Here is a 16,695-nt window from a genome sequence, read left to right as displayed (position 1 = left end):
AAAGGATAGTCATGACGGATAAAACTTCTGCACCGCGTTATGCGCTTCGTGGTTTGCAGCTTATTGGCTGGCGCGATATGCAGCACGCGCTGGATTTTCTTTTTGCCGATGGTCAGATGAAATCCGGTACGCTGGTTGCCATCAATGCAGAAAAGATGCTGGCGGTGGAAGATAACGCCGAAGTCAAAAGCCTGATTGAAGCGGCTGAATTTAAATACGCGGACGGGATTAGCGTGGTCCGATCTATCCGTAAAAAGTTTCCTGGCGCTAATGTTTCCCGCGTGGCGGGGGCCGATCTCTGGGAGCATCTTATGGCCCGCGCGGGCGCGGAGGGGACGCCAGTCTTCCTGATTGGCGGTAAGCCCGAAGTGCTGGCACAGACCGAAGAGAAGCTGCGTCGTCAGTGGAATGTTAATATTGTCGGCAGTCAGGATGGTTACTTTAAGCCTGAAGAACGGCAGGCCTTGTTTGCACGCGTTCGCGACAGCGGGGCAAAAATTGTCACCGTGGCGATGGGTTCCCCGCGCCAGGAAATCCTGATGCGCGACTGTCGGCTGGTCAGCCCGGATGCCCTGTATATGGGCGTAGGAGGCACCTACGACGTCTTTACCGGCCACGTTAAGCGTGCACCGACGGTCTGGCAAAATATGGGGCTGGAATGGCTCTACCGCCTGCTTTCACAACCCACCCGTATTAAACGACAGATTCGTCTGCTTCGCTACCTCGCCTGGCACTACACCGGGAAAATGTAATCAAAATGTAGCGCGATATGCTGTTCGCGCTGCAACTCGCCTGCAAAACTGCTGATAATTTGTGCAATGCATTCATTTTTTTTATGCATCGTTTGCCATTTGGTCGATTTTAAGAAACCATTCGCTCCGTATTTTAGTCCCCCTAAAAAACAATACCCGGTATTAAGCCGGGAAACAGCAAACACAATCGAGGATCTATGGCAGAGAAACAACCGGAGCTACAGCGTGGGCTGGAAGCTCGTCATATCGAACTGATCGCGCTGGGCGGCACTATCGGCGTGGGCCTGTTTATGGGCTCCGCAAGCACCCTTAAATGGGCAGGCCCTTCCGTATTACTGGCGTATATCATCGCCGGGTTGTTTGTTTTCTTCATCATGCGCTCAATGGGCGAAATGCTCTTTCTGGAACCCGTAACCGGATCTTTTGCCGTTTACGCGCACCGTTATATGAGCCCGTTCTTCGGCTACCTGACAGCCTGGTCCTACTGGTTTATGTGGATGGCGGTGGGCATCTCTGAAATCACCGCGATAGGGGTCTATGTCCAGTTCTGGTTCCCGGACATGGTCCAGTGGATACCGGCGCTGATTGCCGTGGGGCTGGTGGCGCTGGCAAACCTGGCCGCGGTGCGCCTGTACGGTGAAATCGAGTTCTGGTTTGCGATGATCAAAGTGACCACCATCATCGTGATGATTGTGATTGGTCTGGGCGTGATTTTCTTTGGCTTTGGCAACGGTGGGCACGCCATCGGCTTTGGCAACCTGACTGAACACGGCGGCTTCTTCGCTGGCGGCTGGAAGGGCTTCCTGACAGCGCTGTGTATCGTGGTGGCTTCATATCAGGGTGTGGAGCTGATCGGTATTACTGCCGGTGAAGCGAAAAACCCGCAGGTCACGCTGCGCAGCGCGGTGGGCAAAGTGCTGTGGCGCATCCTGATTTTCTATGTGGGCGCGATCTTCGTTATCGTGACCATCTTCCCGTGGAATGAAATTGGCACGACCGGAAGCCCGTTCGTTTTAACCTTTGCGAAGATTGGTATTACCGCAGCAGCAGGCATCATCAACTTTGTGGTTTTGACGGCTGCACTCTCTGGCTGTAACAGCGGGATGTACAGCTGTGGCCGTATGCTCTACGCACTCTCGAAAAATAACCAGCTACCTGCGGCAATGAGTAAAGTATCACGGGCGGGTGTGCCGGTTGCGGGGGTCGCGGTATCCATTGTGATTCTGCTGATTGGCTCATGCCTCAATTACATCATTCCTAATCCGCAGCGTGTGTTTGTTTACGTCTACAGTGCCAGCGTGCTGCCGGGCATGGTGCCGTGGTTTGTCATTCTCATCAGCCAGCTGCGTTTCCGTCATGCACATAAAAAAGCGATCGCCAGCCATCCGTTCCGCTCGATCCTGTTCCCGTATGCGAACTATTTAACGATGGCGTTCCTGATTTGCGTATTAATTGGAATGTACTTTAATGAAGATACCCGCATGTCGCTGTTTGTCGGGCTAATCTTCCTGGCGGCAGTGACGGCCGCGTATAAGCTTTTTGGCCTGGGTCGCCGCGGCACCACGCACAAAGTGGAGGAATAAGCGGCAAAATGTGCAAACCATAACCAAACGCGCATTTTTTTCAAAAAAGCACTAGACAGCGGGGACGGAGGTACGTAATATCCAGCCCCGCAACGGCGCTAAGCGCCCGTAGCTCAGCTGGATAGAGCGCTGCCCTCCGGAGGCAGAGGTCTCAGGTTCGAATCCTGTCGGGCGCGCCATTTTAGTCCCGGCGCTAGAGCTGCGGTGGTCTGAGAAGTAGTCAGTACCGCGTGAAAGAATACAGTGGTGGCTATAGCTCAGTTGGTAGAGCCCTGGATTGTGATTCCAGTTGTCGTGGGTTCGAATCCCATTAGCCACCCCATTATTGAAAGAGTTGTGAATTGCGAAGGTGGCGGAATTGGTAGACGCGCTAGCTTCAGGTGTTAGTGTCCTTAGGATGTGGGGGTTCGAGTCCCCCCCTCGCACCACGACTTTTTAAATGAATTGAACTAAAAATTCAAAAAGCAGTACATCGGCGAGTAGCGCAGCTTGGTAGCGCAACTGGTTTGGGACCAGTGGGTCGGAGGTTCGAATCCTCTCTCGCCGACCAATTTTGAACCCCGCTTCGGCGGGGTTTTTTGTTTTCTGTGATGTTTCTTTCCTGTAGTGATTCCCCGACAGCGCCCTTTTTCAGTGTCGCGATTCAGCGACATGTAATCCGTTGAAAATAATATAAATATTTATTTAGGGGCTTTACTGTCTCTTTCTGACGACATATTTCTGCATTTAGCGATACGTTATGAAGCTTCAGACAGTGCTTAATAGCATAATTTCCTTTTATCTTAAAATGTTGCGTCATGTAAACGTTTTGCGTGTAACTCTGGCACGTTACGTGCAATCGTGCAATAATATACGTGTAGATGCTCATTCCATCTCTTATGTTCGCCTTAGTGCCTCATAAACTCAGGAATGACGCAGAGCCATTTACGGTGCTTATCGTCCACTGACAGATGTCGCTTCGGCCTCATCAGACACCATGGACATAACGTTGAGTGAAGCACCAAATATGTTGTCTTACAGACCTGTTTTAACGCCTGCTTTTATAGCAGGCGTTTTTTTATGGGCATAAAAAAAGGAGGCCGTCTGGCCTCCCTGTGAATTACTGCTGTGTGCCGTTGTTCTGCAACGTTAACAGCAACCCATCTCGCCGCATGGCAGCAGCCTCTTCTGGCTTATGCTGTTTGTCGAGCGTATCGGCAAGCCACGCGTAGTCATAGGCGTCCGGACGCTGTTTCAGTGCCGCACGGAAGGCGAGGCTCGCCTCCTGCCATTCGCCGTGCTTCATCAGCGACTGGCCCAGCGTGCTCCACAGCAGCGGGCGGTCGCCGACGGTTTTGATCTGCTGACGCAGCACTTTCTCGACTTGCTCTGGGTTATTGGTTTTCAGGCGCGGGATCACCATGACCAGACGATCGTCGTACTGGCGCTTGAGACCGTCGAGGAGGATCTCCTGGGCGGTGTCATGATCGTCACATTCAATAAGATGTTCCGCCATCGCCACCTGCAGAGGAACCTGCTGACGCGTTTTCCGGCTCTGATTTTTCCACCAGGTCTTCAGGCCGTCGCTACCCAGGTCGGCGCGTGCCTGATCCATCAGGCCAATCCATGCCAGACGCTGAAGCTCGTCACGATGCTCGTCATCACCCACTTCGGCCTTCGCCATTGACGGAATGATGTCCAGCAGCGAGCCCCACGCACCGGTACGAATATAAGCCTGTTCGGCAAGACGCAGGACTTCAGGATGGCGGGGAGCTATTTCCAGCAGGCGGTCAATGCCATGGCGCGCCGCATGGTTCTCATTGCGAGCCAGCTGCAGACGAACGCGGGTGATCTCCACCGGAATCGGGTCACCGGAAGCCAGTTCTGACGCACGTTCCAGATGCTGATTCGCACGGGCTTCATCACCGCGCTGCTGCGCTGCTTCGGCAGCCAGAAGATAGTTCACCACCGGCTGTTCTGCATGGTCGGCATTTTTCGACATCAGCTTTTCAACCTGCTGATAATCGCCTTCGGCGAGCTTAAGCAGCGCCTGCTCGGTTTGCTTACGCGCACGACGACGCTTGCGGCCAACGAACCAGCCGCGCGTATGCGCGCCGGTACGGAAAATACGGCGCAGGATCCATTCGACTGCCAGCAGTACCACGACGCCGAGGACCAGAATAATCACCAGACCCGTTACGCTGGTTTCGATGTTGTAATTATCGGTCTGGATCAGAACGTATCCCTGATGACCGGCAAGCATCGGTCCCAGGACGATCCCGGCGATCAACAAGATGAAGAGTAAGAGAACTTTTAGCATCATTACTCTCCTTGTGGCGCGCTTTCAGGCGCTGGCGCTGGTGCCGCTCCACCTGTTTGCTCTACCGGAACGCCCGGCTGTGCCAGTAGGTTACGCACGCGCGTCTGCATCAGTTTCTCCAGTATCGGCTGGCTGGTCAGCTTATCCGGTACGTTCATCGTGATGTTCTGCTGGCTCAGCTTGTCGATGTCTTCGAGGAAAGCGGTGGTCGTCGCGTCATCGGTATTGTAATACGCACGCACCCACGTCGAGACGTTATCCAGCGCCTGTTTGTAGGTCTCTTCCTGATGACGCGGCACAGCCTGAGCCGCCACCAGCAGGCGGGAACGGATGTTTTCGCGCAGATAGATATCCTGATTCGGCGCTAACAGCGGTACAGCGGTTTCATCGCGACGACGGATGGTGATAAAGCTGTCCATAAAGTTCTGCCAGCTTTTCTGCAGGTTAATGCGCCATTCGCTCAGAGAGCTGGAAAGCTCGGTACCGTCGGAATCCATGGGGGAGTCGTCGTCGTTGTTATCCGCCAGCTGCAGGTTATCAATCTGATTCGAAAGCTGGTTCACCTTCAGGATAATGCCGTCGTAATCCACCTGCGAAACGGCGGAAAGACTCGCGATATCTTCGGTGATCGCGCGACGTGCGGTAATGAGGCTGGGATCGTTCATGTCTGCCAGGCTTGCATCGGCGCTTTTCAGCAGTGCGGCGGCGGTGGTAACGTCCTGGTCGCTCCAGAGCTTACGCCCGGCGAGTTTTACGAGGAAATCGGCCTGAGAGAGCAGCCAGGTTTTGGCATCGGTACCGGAAATCGTGGCGACTTTCTGCTGTACTTCGTCCAGTTGTTTGGTCAGCTCTTGCTGTTTGCTGTTTGCCTCGGCCAGCGCGGCAGCCTGCTGCTTAATCACCGCTTCCAGCTCGGTTTTCTGCGTTTCCTGCGCTTTTTGCAGGGAGGTAAGCTGATTGACCAGCGTATCGCTGGTGGCCGTCTGGTTAGCGCCCTGTTGCTTCACAAGGCCGTACAGGCCAACACCTGCCGCCAGTGCAATGGCGATGGCAATTGCGCTCAGCGCGAGGCTGGTTTTGTTGCTGCCGTTTTTCTTCTCAGCGGTTTTCTCAGTCGTCTCTGGCTGTGGCGTGGTGTCCACAGTCTCCCTGGTCTCTTCAACCACGGCGGAGGATTTTTCGTGTTCCGTCATTATGGCTTCCCATTTGAGAGTTATTGTAATGCGCGCAGCAGCGCATCGTTGTCGGCGTTATCAGCGATCCGAATATCCTGCCAGCCCAGTTCCCGGGCGAGGTTCGCCAGACGCTCACTGACGACCAGAAGCCGACAGCGGAGTAACCAGTTTTCGCGATACCAATGCGGTATCAGCGACCAAAGCTGTTGTAACATTTCACCGCTGGTGACCACCAGCGTATTAATGCCGCGCGCGTGCCAGCGCATCGCTTCCTCCGCGCCATCGTAGTGCTTTGCGCAACGCTGATAGCACTCAACGAACGTCACGTCGGCACCCCGTTCACGCAGCGTTTCGCCCAGCAGCTCGCGGCCACCATTGCCGCGCAAAATGAGCGCGCGCTTTCCGGCAATAGTTTGTAATTCAGATAATTGTAGCAAGACTTCGCTAATTTCCCGATCTAACGGGTAGCGAACATCAGCGCCGCTTACGGTATGCAGCGCCAGCGCCGTTGAGCGACCAATGGCGAAATAGCGTGGGGCAGTTGTCCAGGACAGACTTTGCTGTTGCAGCTGGGCGTGGGCGAATTCCACGGCATGTTGCGACAACGCAAACAACAGATCGCCTTCCTGCAGGGTATTTATCCGATCGGCGAGCGCAGAGAGCTCGCGACCGGGGGAGAATTCAATCAGCGGAAAACTCCAGGCCACCTGCCCCAGTGTGCGCAGACGGCTCACTAACTGCTCTCCTGCGGGAGAAGGGCGGGTGACAAGAATACTCATGCAGGGGGTTCTCCGTTATAGACCTCAGCCAGGATTTCACGCGCGCCGTTATTCAGCAGCTCTTCCGCCAGCGACACGCCAAGCTGTTCGGCATCTTGCGGATTGCCACGACGTTCGCCGCGTACCATCTGTGAACCGTCCGGGGCACCCACCAGCGCGCGCAGCCAGAGTTTCCCTTCGGTTAATTCAGCATAGCTGCCAATCGGCACCTGGCATCCGCCTTCGAGGCGGGTATTCATCGCCCGCTCGGCTTTTACGCGGATAGCGGTCTCGTCATGGTTCAGCGGCGCGAGCAGTTCGCGCGTACGCACATCGTCCAGACGGCACTCAATGCCGACGGCACCCTGGCCCACGGCCGGCAGCGACAGTTCTGGTGGTAGCGCCACGCGAATGCGTTCCTCCAGCCCCAGACGCTTCAGTCCAGCGACGGCAAGAATAATGGCATCGTATTCACCGTTATCCAGTTTGCCCAGGCGTGTGCCGACGTTGCCGCGCAGCGAGCGGATGATCAGGTCAGGGCGACGCTCCGCCAACTGACACTGACGGCGTAAACTGGAGGTGCCAACTACGCTACCTTCGGGCAACGCATCGAGCGAGTCATAGCGGTTAGAGACAAACGCATCACGCGGATCTTCGCGCTCGCAGATGGTCACCAGCCCCAGCCCTTCCGGGAACTCGACGGGCACATCTTTCATGGAGTGCACGGCGATATCGGCGCGGTTCTCAAGCAATGCCAGTTCCAGTTCTTTGACAAACAGGCCCTTGCCGCCCACCTTCGCCAGTGGCGTATCCAGGATCACGTCACCGCGCGTGACCATCGGCACCAGCTCGACGCGCAATCCATTGTGGCAGGCTTCAAGGCGCTGCTTAACATAATGTGCCTGCCAGAGCGCGAGAGGGCTTTGGCGTGTGGCAATTCTCAAAACATTGTCTAACATGCTTGTTACCGTCATTATCAATCGCTAACCATCCTAACATTGTTGACTCTGGGATGGCAGTTTTACGGTTGATGAAGCGCGAGAGGGACACGGTGGCGTATTCGCCAGCCATAGCCGTATTCAGGAATTTACACGTACAGAACGGTGCTACACTTGTATGTAGCGCATCTTTCTTTACGGTCAACCGGCAAGGTGTTAAATTGATCACGTTTTAGACCATTTTTTCGTCGGTACCACCATAATGATAAGGGCGAAAAAAGGGTAACGGTTATCTTTTTGAAATACTGCGGGCTCGCGGTTATTCGTGTTTTGAATGGCTTACGACACCCGGAAACATCAGGCGATACGTCTTGTACCTCTATATTGAGACTCTGAAACAGAGACTGGATGCCATAAATCAATTGCGCGTGGATCGCGCGCTTGCTGCCATGGGCCCTGCTTTCCAGCAGGTATACAGTCTGCTGCCGACATTATTGCACTATCACCATCCGCTGATGCCTGGGTACCTTGACGGTAACGTTCCCAGAGGCATATGTCTTTTCACGCCTGATGAAACCCAACAGCATTATCTGAACGAGCTGGAACTCTACCGCGGCATGCCGCCGCAGGAATCACCGACAGGTGAATTGCCGATTACCGGCGTTTACACGATGGGGAGTACCTCATCGGTAGGGCAAAGCTGTTCTTCAGACCTGGATATCTGGGTCTGCCATCAATCCTGGCTCGATAACGAAGAGCGGCAGCTGCTGCAGCGTAAATGCAGCCTGCTGGAGAGCTGGGCCGCGTCGCTTGGCGTGGAAGTGAGCTTCTTCCTGATTGATGAAAACCGTTTCCGCCATAACGAAAGCGGCAGTCTGGGTGGTGAAGACTGCGGCTCGACTCAGCACATCTTATTGCTGGATGAATTTTATCGTACTGCTGTGCGTCTGGCCGGGAAGCGTATTCTGTGGAATATGGTGCCGTGCGATGAAGAAGAGAATTATGACGACTACGTCATGTCGCTTTATTCGCAGGGCGTTCTGACGCCAAACGAGTGGCTGGATCTGGGCGGCCTTAGCTCCCTGTCCGCAGAAGAGTACTTTGGCGCTAGCCTCTGGCAGCTCTATAAGAGCATTGATTCACCGTACAAAGCGGTGTTGAAAACGCTGTTGCTTGAAGCCTACTCCTGGGAATACCCCACGCCGCGTCTGCTGGCGAAAGATATTAAGCAGCGCCTGCACGATGGTGAGATTGTCTCCTACGGGCTTGATGCCTACTGCATGATGCTGGAACGCGTTACCGAATACCTGAAAGCCATTGATGACTCGACGCGTCTTGACCTGGTGCGTCGATGTTTTTATCTCAAAGTTTGCGAAAAACTGAGCCGCGAGCGCGCCTGTGTGGGCTGGCGTCGTGAAGTGGTCAGCCAGTTAGTGAAAGAGTGGGGGTGGGACGAAGCGCGTCTGTCCATGCTCGACAACCGCGCTAACTGGAAAATCGATCAGGTGCGTGAAGCGCATAACGAACTGCTCGATGCGATGATGCAAAGCTACCGTAACCTGATCCGCTTTGCGCGCCGCAACAACCTTAGCGTCTCCGCCAGCCCGCAGGACATTGGCGTACTGACCCGTAAGCTCTATGCCGCGTTTGAAGCGCTGCCGGGCAAAGTCACCCTGGTGAACCCGCAGATTTCGCCTGACCTGTCAGAACCGAACCTGACCTTTATCTATGTACCGCCGGGCCGCGCAAACCGCACCGGGTGGTATCTGTACAACCGTGCGCCTAGCATGGACTCGATCGTCAGCCATCAGCCGCTGGAATATAACCGCTACCTGAACAAACTGGTGGCCTGGGCGTGGTTTAACGGTCTGCTGACTTCACGCACCCGCCTGTTTATCAAGGGCAACGAGGTCGTCGATTTAGCCAAGCTGCAGGAGATGGTGGCGGATGTTTCGCACCACTTCCCACTGCGTCTGCCTGCGCCAACGCCGAAAGCGCTCTACAGCCCCTGTGAAATTCGCCATCTGGCGATTATCGTCAACCTGGAATACGACCCGACGGCAGCTTTCCGTAATCAGGTAGTCCATTTTGACTTCCGCAAACTGGACGTCTTCAGCTTTGGCGAACAGCAAAACTGTCTGGTGGGCAGCGTGGATCTGCTGTACCGCAACTCGTGGAATGAAGTGCGTACTCTGCATTTCAACGGCGAGCAGGCGATGATCGAAGCGCTGAAAACTATTCTGGGCAAAATGCACCAGGACGCCGCGCCGCCGGACAGCGTCGAAGTGTTCTGCTACAGCCAGCACCTGCGCGGTTTGATTCGTACCCGCGTGCAGCAGCTGGTCTCCGAGTGCATCGAGCTGCGTCTCTCCAGTACCCGTCAGGAAACCGGGCGCTTTAAAGCGCTGCGCGTCTCCGGCCAGACCTGGGGGCTGTTCTTCGAACGTCTGAATGTATCGGTACAGAAGCTGGAAAACGCCATTGAGTTTTACGGGGCGATTTCACATAACAAGCTGCATGGACTGTCGGTCCAGGTGGAAACCAACCACGTCAAACTGCCACAGGTGGTGGACGGCTTTGCGAGTGAAGGGATTATTCAGTTCTTCTTCGAAGAGTCGGGCGACGATGCCGGGTTTAACATTTACATTCTGGATGAGACCAACCGCGCCGAGGTGTATCACCATTGTGAAGGTAGCAAAGAGGAGCTGGTGCGCGACGTCAGCCGTTTCTACTCTTCTTCACATGATCGCTTCACCTATGGCTCCAGCTTTATCAACTTCAACCTGCCGCAGTTCTATCAGATTGTGCACGTTGATGGGCGAGCGCAGGTGATCCCGTTCCGTACGCAGGCAATTACCCCTGCGGTGCCAGCAAACCAGGATACCGCACCGCTGTTGCAGCAGTATTTCTCCTGATTTCGTGAGCCCGGTGGCAGCTACGCCTTACCGGGCCTACAACAGCCCGAACCCGTAGGCCGGGTAAGCGCAGCTCCACCCGGCAACAAAACTACCTGAAACTGACGGTCTCACCCGCCTGCGCCGTCGCTGCCTGCTCCAGCAAATCCCAGAACGTTTCGCCGCTGCGGTCGCAAATCCATTCCCCGTCTTTCAGATCGAAATGATAGCCGCCCTGTTTTGCGGCCAGCCAGACCTGGTGAAGCGGTTCCTGGCGGTTAATAATAATTTTGCTGCCGTTTTCGAAGCTCAGGGTCAGAATGCCGCCGTTGATTTCACAATCGATATCGCTGTCGCCGTCCCAGTCGTCGAGACGTTCTTCGATGGTCATCCACAGGGTGTCTGCAAGGCGATGGAATTCACTGTCGTTCATGGTTTTGTTCCTGTTTTTCGTGATGCCGGCAGTATAACGCTAAATAATTCCCGTTGCAGGAAAGCGGCAAACTCTTGCTTTTGTGTCTTCTCCTGCGATGATAGAAACAGATTTGAACTTACGGGCAACTTTATAATGAAAAACGCTTTCCGAACGCTTGCCGTTCTCATCACCCTGTTTAGCCTGACGGGCTGCGGACTGAAGGGACCACTCTACTTCCCACCTGCGGATAAAACCGCGCCGCCGCCGACGAAACCCGTCCAAAGCGGCATTGAGTCTACCACGCCAAATACTAACGATCGTGGCGACAACGGTGGCCCGACTCAGGTTAATCTCTGACGACAACGTTCTGTACCCGCGCAATGGAGCAAATGATGCAGTTCTCTAAAATGCATGGCCTTGGCAACGATTTTATGGTCGTCGACGCGGTAACGCAGAATGTGTTTTTCTCCCCGGAACTTATCCGTCGCCTGGCGGATCGGCATCTGGGCGTGGGGTTTGATCAACTGCTGGTGGTTGAGCCGCCATACGATCCCGACCTCGATTTCCACTACCGTATTTTTAACGCGGACGGCAGCGAGGTTAACCAGTGCGGCAACGGTGCGCGCTGTTTTGCCCGCTTTGTCCGCCTGAAAGGGCTGACCAACAAGCGCGATATTCGCGTCAGTACGGCCAACGGCCGCATGGTGCTCAGCGTCACCGATGACGAACTGGTGCGCGTGAACATGGGCGAGCCTAACTTCGAACCCTCTGCCGTGCCGTTTCGCGCAAATAAAGCGGAAAAGACCTATATTATGCGTGCGGCCGAGCAGACAGTATTGTGCGGCGTCGTCTCGATGGGTAATCCGCACTGCGTGATTCAGGTGGAAGATGTGGAAACCGCCGCGGTTGAAACGCTCGGTCCGGTGCTGGAAGGCCACGAGCGTTTTCCGGAGCGGGCGAACATCGGTTTCATGCAGGTGGTGAAGCGTGAGCACATCCGCCTGAGGGTTTACGAGCGCGGCGCGGGCGAAACCCAGGCCTGCGGTAGCGGTGCGTGTGCGGCCGTGGCGGTCGGCATCTCACAGGGGCTACTCGCCGAAGAGGTTCGCGTCGAGTTACCGGGCGGTCGGCTTGATATCGCCTGGAAAGGACCGGGTCATCCACTGTATATGACTGGCCCGGCGGCACATGTCTATGACGGGTTTATCCATCTATGAAACAACCAGGGGAAGAACTGCAGGAAACAGTGACGGAACTGGACGACAGAGCTGTTGTGGATTATCTGCTGCGCAATCCTGAGTTTTTTATTCGCAATGCACGCGTCGTCGAAGAGATGCGCGTGCCGCATCCGGTTCGCGGGACCGTGTCGCTGGTCGAATGGCACATGGCGCGCTCGCGCAACCACATCAATCAGCTAGAAGAGAACATGACGCTGCTGATGGAACAGGCCAGTACCAACGAAAGCCTGTTCTATCGTTTGCTGCATTTGCAGGCGCGTCTGGCCTCGGCGCACAGCCTTGATGAGTTCCTTAGCCGCTTCCACCGCTGGGCGCGTGAGCTTGGGCTGGCGGGTGCAACGATTCGTCTTTTCCCTGACCGCTGGCGCATTGGCGCACCGTCCGGGTTTACCCATCTGGCGCTCAGTCGTCAGGCGTTTGAACCGCTGCGCATTCAGCGTCTGGGCCATGCGCATCACTATCTGGGGCCGCTGAACGGGCCTGAACTGCTGGTGGTATTACCGGAAGCGAAGGCGATTGGCTCGGTGGCGATGTCGCTGATGGGACGCGATGGCGATCTGGGCGTCATGTTATTTACCAGCCGCGACGCGCACCACTACGAGCAAGGCCAGGCCACGCACCTGCTGCAGGAGATCGCCCTGATGCTGCCCGAACTGCTGGAGCGCTGGATTGAACGCGTATGACGGACGGACCGCTTTCCACTGACGTCGCGCGCTTTCTGCGCTATCTGGGGGTGGAACGTCAGCTCAGCCCCATTACGCTGCTTAACTACCAGCGTCAGCTTGATGCCATCATGCAGATTGCCGACGAGATCGGCCTGAAAAGCTGGCAACAATGTGACGCTGCCACGGTACGCGGGTTCGTTGTGCGTAGCCGTAAAAAAAACCTCAGCCCGGCGAGCCTGGCGCTCAGGCTCTCCGCGCTACGCAGTTTCTTTGACTGGCTGGTCAGCCAGGGCGGCATAAAAGCCAACCCGGCAAAAGGGATCGCCACGCCGAAAGCCCCGCGCCATCTGCCGAAAAATATCGACGTCGACGACGTAAACCGTCTGCTGGATATCGATCTGAACGATCCGTTGGCGGTGCGTGACCGCGCGATGCTGGAGGTGATGTACGGTGCAGGCCTGCGTCTGTCTGAACTGGTGAACCTCGATTTAAAACATCTCGATCTGGACACCGGCGAAGTGTGGGTAATGGGCAAGGGCAGCAAAGAGCGCCGCCTGCCCATTGGCCGCAATGCCGTCGCCTGGATTGAGCACTGGCTTGACCTGCGCGGACTGTTTGGCGCGGAAGAAGATGCGCTGTTTTTATCGAAACTCGGCAAGCGGATCTCGGCGCGTAACGTACAGAAGCGCTTTGCGGAGTGGGGTATTAAGCAGGGGCTGAACAGTCATGTTCACCCGCATAAGCTGCGCCACTCTTTTGCGACACACATGCTTGAGTCGAGCGGCGATCTGCGCGGCGTGCAGGAGCTCCTCGGCCATGCGAATCTGTCGACCACTCAAATCTACACCCACTTAGACTTCCAACACCTTGCCTCGGTGTATGACGCGGCGCATCCACGCGCCAAACGGGGGAAATAATGCGTTTTTACCGCCCACTCGGCCAGATCTCAGCCCTGACGTTTGACCTTGATGACACCCTTTATGACAACCGCGAGGTGATTCTGCGTACCGAGCAGGAATCGCTGGCGTTTGTACAGAATTACCATCCGGCGCTGAAAGCGATGCAGAACAAGGACTTCCAGACGCTGCGTCAGTCCCTGCGGGAGACCGAGCCGGACATTTACCACGACGTGACCGAATGGCGTCGTCGCGCGGTGGAGCAGGCGATGCTCAACGCGGGTCTGAGCGTGCAGGACGCGGCCATCGGTGCTGAGGCAGCGATGGAAAACTTTGCCAAATGGCGCAGCCGTATCGACGTGCCGCAGGAGACCCACGACACGCTGGCGAAGCTCGCCGAAAAGTGGCCGCTGGTGGCCATCACAAACGGCAATGCGCAGCCGGAGCTGTTTGGTCTCGATCATTACTTTGAGTTTGTGCTGCGCGCGGGCCCGCATGGGCGCGCCAAGCCGTTCAGCGATATGTACCATCTGGCGGCGGAAAAACTAACTCTGCCGCTGGGTAACATTCTGCATGTGGGTGATGACCTCACCACCGACGTGGCTGGCGCTATCCGCTGCGGCATGCAGGCCTGCTGGATCAAACCAGAGAACGCCGACCTGATGACCACGCTGGATAGCCGTCTTCTGCCGCACGTGGAAATTTCACGGTTGGCATCCCTCACGACGCTGATATAATCACCAGTAATATTGTATAAATTACCAGGGTTTTGCAGTTGTAGGCCCGGTAAGCGAAGCGCCACCGGGCGTTTTGCTCTGTTCCTGAATACTATGTGACGGTGCCAATGGACGTTTCTTACCTGCTCGACAGCCTTAATGACAAACAGCGTGAAGCCGTAGCGGCCTCGCGCACTAACATGCTGGTGCTGGCTGGGGCGGGCAGTGGTAAGACGCGCGTGCTGGTTCACCGTATCGCGTGGCTGCAGAGCGTGGAAAACTGCTCGCCGTACTCAATCATGGCCGTCACGTTTACCAATAAGGCGGCGGCGGAGATGCGCCACCGTATCGCCCAGTTAATGGGTACCAGCCAGGGCGGCATGTGGGTCGGCACCTTCCACGGCCTGGCGCACCGCCTGCTGCGCGCGCACCATATGGACGCCAACCTGCCGCAGGATTTTCAGATCCTCGACAGCGAAGACCAGCTCCGTCTGCTGAAGCGTCTGATCAAGGCGATGAACCTTGACGAGAAACAGTGGCCGCCGCGTCAGGCGATGTGGTACATCAACGGTCAGAAAGATGAAGGGTTGCGCCCGCACCATATTCAGAGCTTCGGCAACCCGGTGGAGCAGACCTGGCAAAACGTCTACAAAGCCTACCAGGAAGCGTGCGATCGCGCCGGTCTGGTGGATTTCGCCGAGCTGCTGCTGCGCGCCCACGAACTGTGGCTCAACAAACCACATATCCTTCAGCACTACCGTGAACGCTTTACCAATATCCTGGTGGACGAATTCCAGGATACCAACAACATCCAGTACGCATGGATCCGCCTGCTGGCGGGCGATACCGGTAAGGTGATGATCGTGGGGGATGATGACCAGTCGATCTACGGCTGGCGCGGGGCGCAGGTGGAAAACATCCAGCGCTTCCTCAATGACTTCCCCGGCGCACAAACCATCCGTCTGGAGCAGAACTATCGCTCCACCAGCAACATTCTGAGCGCAGCCAACGCCCTGATTGAAAACAACAACGGGCGTCTGGGTAAAAAGCTGTGGACCGACGGCGTCGACGGCGAGCCGATTTCAATTTACTGCGCCTTCAACGAGCTCGACGAAGCCCGCTTCGTGGTGAACCGTATTAAAACCTGGCAGGATAACGGCGGCGCGTTAGAGCAGTGCGCCATTCTCTACCGCAGTAACGCCCAGTCACGCGTGCTGGAAGAGGCGCTGCTGCAGGTAGGTATGCCGTACCGCATTTATGGCGGTATGCGCTTCTTCGAACGTCAGGAAATCAAAGATGCGCTCTCGTATCTGCGTCTGATTGCGAACCGTAATGATGACGCGGCGTTTGAGCGCGTGGTCAACACCCCAACCCGTGGCATTGGCGACCGCACGCTGGACGTGGTGCGTCAGGCCTCGCGCGACCGTCAGCTGACGCTGTGGCAGGCGTGCCGCGAACTGCTGCAGGAGAAAGCCCTTGCCGGTCGTGCGGCCAGCGCATTGCAGCGCTTCCTTGAGCTGATTGACGCCCTGGCGCAGGAAACCGCCGATATGCCGCTGCACGTGCAGACTGACCGGGTAATCAAAGACTCCGGCCTGCGCACCATGTACGAGCAGGAAAAAGGCGAGAAGGGTCAGACCCGTATTGAGAACTTAGAGGAACTGGTCACGGCAACGCGCCAGTTCAGCTACAACGAAGAAGACGAAGACCTGATGCCGCTGCAGGCTTTCCTTTCCCACGCCGCGCTGGAGGCGGGTGAAGGGCAGGCGGACACCTGGCAGGATGCGGTGCAACTGATGACCCTGCACTCCGCCAAAGGTCTGGAGTTCCCGCAGGTCTTTATCGTCGGGATGGAAGAGGGGATGTTCCCGAGCCAGATGTCGCTCGATGAAGGCGGACGGCTGGAAGAGGAGCGTCGACTGGCCTATGTGGGCGTGACGCGCGCGATGCAAAAGCTGACGCTAACCTATGCGGAAACCCGCCGCCTGTACGGGAAAGAGGTCTACCACCGTCCGTCTCGCTTTATTGGTGAACTGCCGGAGGAGTGCGTGGAGGAAGTGCGCCTGCGTGCCAGCATCAGCCGCCCTGTCAGCCATCCGCGTATGGGATCACCGATCTCTGAAACGGACACCGGCTACAAGCTGGGTCAGCGCGTGCGCCATTCGAAGTTTGGCGAAGGCACCATTGTAAATCTGGAAGGCAGCGGCGAGCACAGCCGCCTGCAGGTGGCGTTCCAGGGGCAGGGGATCAAATGGCTGGTGGCCGCTTACGCTAAGCTGGAAACAGTGTAACTTTCAGAAAAATATCATTATTTTGTAATAATCTGCTAGCCTTATACGTTGAAGGTCAATTAATGCCCTTCAGCG

14 protein-coding genes and 4 tRNA genes are annotated in these 16,695 nt (G+C 56.1%); 13 read left to right on the top strand and 5 right to left on the bottom strand.

Features of this window, described 5'->3' with window-relative positions; all coding sequences use genetic code 11:
* Positions 1-11: 11 nt before the first annotated feature.
* From wecG to G0034_RS22265, 6 genes are all read left to right on the top strand, one after another.
* On the top strand, positions 12-752 hold the full coding sequence (gene wecG, locus G0034_RS22290) for a lipopolysaccharide N-acetylmannosaminouronosyltransferase (protein WP_032635140.1): 741 nt from the start codon (positions 12-14) through the stop codon (positions 750-752).
* A 197-nt stretch (positions 753-949) separates the two neighbouring features.
* Complete coding sequence (gene thrP / locus G0034_RS22285; protein ID WP_023331578.1) at positions 950-2,335, top strand: bifunctional threonine/serine APC transporter ThrP; 1,386 nt, start codon at positions 950-952, stop codon at positions 2,333-2,335.
* A 102-nt stretch (positions 2,336-2,437) separates the two neighbouring features.
* A tRNA-Arg gene (locus tag G0034_RS22280) sits at positions 2,438-2,514 on the top strand.
* 67 nt (positions 2,515-2,581) lie between these two features.
* A tRNA-His gene (locus tag G0034_RS22275) sits at positions 2,582-2,657 on the top strand.
* 21 nt (positions 2,658-2,678) lie between these two features.
* Positions 2,679-2,763: transfer RNA gene (locus tag G0034_RS22270), tRNA-Leu, on the top strand.
* Positions 2,764-2,808: 45 nt separating this feature from the next.
* A tRNA-Pro gene (locus G0034_RS22265) sits at positions 2,809-2,885 on the top strand.
* Between the two features lie 549 nt (positions 2,886-3,434).
* On the opposite strand, the gene hemY is transcribed toward G0034_RS22265, so the two are convergent.
* The 4 genes from hemY to hemC are packed head-to-tail and all read right to left on the bottom strand — an operon-like array spanning position 3,435 to position 7,526.
* Positions 3,435-4,634 carry a protoheme IX biogenesis protein HemY gene (gene hemY / locus G0034_RS22260; RefSeq protein WP_032635138.1) on the bottom strand — a complete coding sequence of 400 codons (1,200 nt, stop codon included), beginning with the start codon at positions 4,632-4,634 and terminating at the stop codon, positions 3,435-3,437.
* Positions 4,635-4,636: 2 nt separating this feature from the next.
* Entirely contained in the window at positions 4,637-5,827 is a 1,191-nt protein-coding gene (hemX, locus tag G0034_RS22255; RefSeq protein ID WP_179121273.1) for a uroporphyrinogen-III C-methyltransferase, read from the bottom strand.
* A gap of 20 nt (positions 5,828-5,847) precedes the next feature.
* The gene (gene hemD / locus G0034_RS22250; RefSeq protein ID WP_179121272.1) at positions 5,848-6,588 is read right to left on the bottom strand and encodes a uroporphyrinogen-III synthase; all 741 of its coding nucleotides are present in this window, start codon (positions 6,586-6,588) and stop codon (positions 5,848-5,850) included.
* Entirely contained in the window at positions 6,585-7,526 is a 942-nt protein-coding gene (gene hemC, locus G0034_RS22245) for a hydroxymethylbilane synthase (protein ID WP_032629599.1), read from the bottom strand. The genes hemD and hemC overlap by 4 nt, the downstream gene beginning before the upstream one ends.
* Before the next feature lie 350 nt (positions 7,527-7,876).
* On the opposite strand from hemC, the gene cyaA reads away from it, so the two are divergent.
* Complete coding sequence (gene cyaA / locus G0034_RS22240; protein WP_179121271.1) at positions 7,877-10,420, top strand: class I adenylate cyclase; 2,544 nt, start codon at positions 7,877-7,879, stop codon at positions 10,418-10,420.
* A 91-nt stretch (positions 10,421-10,511) separates the two neighbouring features.
* Here cyaA and cyaY read toward each other — a convergent pair whose 3' ends face one another.
* Positions 10,512-10,832, bottom strand: a complete 321-nt coding sequence (gene cyaY, locus G0034_RS22235; RefSeq protein WP_014885651.1) for an iron donor protein CyaY — start codon at positions 10,830-10,832, stop codon at positions 10,512-10,514.
* 135 nt (positions 10,833-10,967) lie between these two features.
* Here cyaY and lptM point away from each other — a divergent pair, with 135 nt between their 5' ends.
* From lptM to uvrD, 6 genes are all read left to right on the top strand, one after another.
* Positions 10,968-11,171, top strand: a complete 204-nt coding sequence (gene lptM, locus G0034_RS22230) for an LPS translocon maturation chaperone LptM (protein WP_014885650.1) — start codon at positions 10,968-10,970, stop codon at positions 11,169-11,171.
* 35 nt (positions 11,172-11,206) lie between these two features.
* Positions 11,207-12,031: a diaminopimelate epimerase gene (gene dapF / locus G0034_RS22225; RefSeq protein ID WP_179121356.1), complete on the top strand. Its 825-nt coding sequence runs from the start codon at positions 11,207-11,209 to the stop codon at positions 12,029-12,031.
* Positions 12,028-12,735 (top strand): DUF484 domain-containing protein, encoded by a 708-nt coding sequence (locus G0034_RS22220; RefSeq protein ID WP_023331571.1) that lies wholly within the window; start codon positions 12,028-12,030, stop codon positions 12,733-12,735. The genes dapF and G0034_RS22220 overlap by 4 nt, the downstream gene beginning before the upstream one ends.
* Positions 12,732-13,634 carry a tyrosine recombinase XerC gene (gene xerC / locus G0034_RS22215; RefSeq protein ID WP_014885647.1) on the top strand — a complete coding sequence of 301 codons (903 nt, stop codon included), beginning with the start codon at positions 12,732-12,734 and terminating at the stop codon, positions 13,632-13,634. The genes G0034_RS22220 and xerC overlap by 4 nt, the downstream gene beginning before the upstream one ends.
* Positions 13,634-14,350, top strand: a complete 717-nt coding sequence (yigB, locus tag G0034_RS22210; protein WP_023331570.1) for a 5-amino-6-(5-phospho-D-ribitylamino)uracil phosphatase YigB — start codon at positions 13,634-13,636, stop codon at positions 14,348-14,350. The genes xerC and yigB overlap by 1 nt, the downstream gene beginning before the upstream one ends.
* A 107-nt stretch (positions 14,351-14,457) precedes the next feature.
* Positions 14,458-16,620 (top strand): DNA helicase II, encoded by a 2,163-nt coding sequence (uvrD, locus tag G0034_RS22205; RefSeq protein ID WP_014885645.1) that lies wholly within the window; start codon positions 14,458-14,460, stop codon positions 16,618-16,620.
* Positions 16,621-16,695: the final 75 nt, after the last annotated feature.

The sequence above is a fragment of the Enterobacter sp. T2 genome, from assembly GCF_010692925.1.
Classification (GTDB): domain Bacteria; phylum Pseudomonadota; class Gammaproteobacteria; order Enterobacterales; family Enterobacteriaceae; genus Enterobacter; species Enterobacter kobei.
This window is presented reverse-complemented; position numbering and strand designations above follow the sequence as displayed.